This window comes from Alteromonas sp. LOR (genome assembly GCF_000753865.1).
Classification (GTDB): Bacteria; Pseudomonadota; Gammaproteobacteria; order Enterobacterales; family Alteromonadaceae; genus Alteromonas.
Window position 1 is genome coordinate 1 of record NZ_JQFW01000048.1, and the last position, 233, is coordinate 233.

Annotated in this window: 1 tRNA gene; it reads right to left on the minus strand. The window is 48.9% G+C overall.

Annotation, left to right across the window (positions count from 1 at the left end):
- Positions 1 to 2 precede the first annotated feature (2 nt).
- A tRNA-Glu gene (locus JV36_RS0113675) sits at positions 3 to 78 on the minus strand.
- Positions 79 to 233 lie beyond the last annotated feature (155 nt).

Genomic DNA, 233 nt, shown 5'->3' on the forward strand with positions numbered 1-233 from the left:
TATGGCGTCCCCTAGGGGATTCGAACCCCTGTTACCGCCGTGAAAGGGCGGTGTCCTAGGCCTCTAGACGAAGGGGACTGAAAATCTTCTTTCGAAAGCTACGCTTTCGAGATTTTCAGTAAGGCGAAGTGAGCCAGCGAACTGAGCGACCTTTTCCTTACCAAACTTTCAGTCAGAAGTTAAATCAATTAACTCCAGCCTATTTCACGGTATTAACCGACCGTGACGCGATT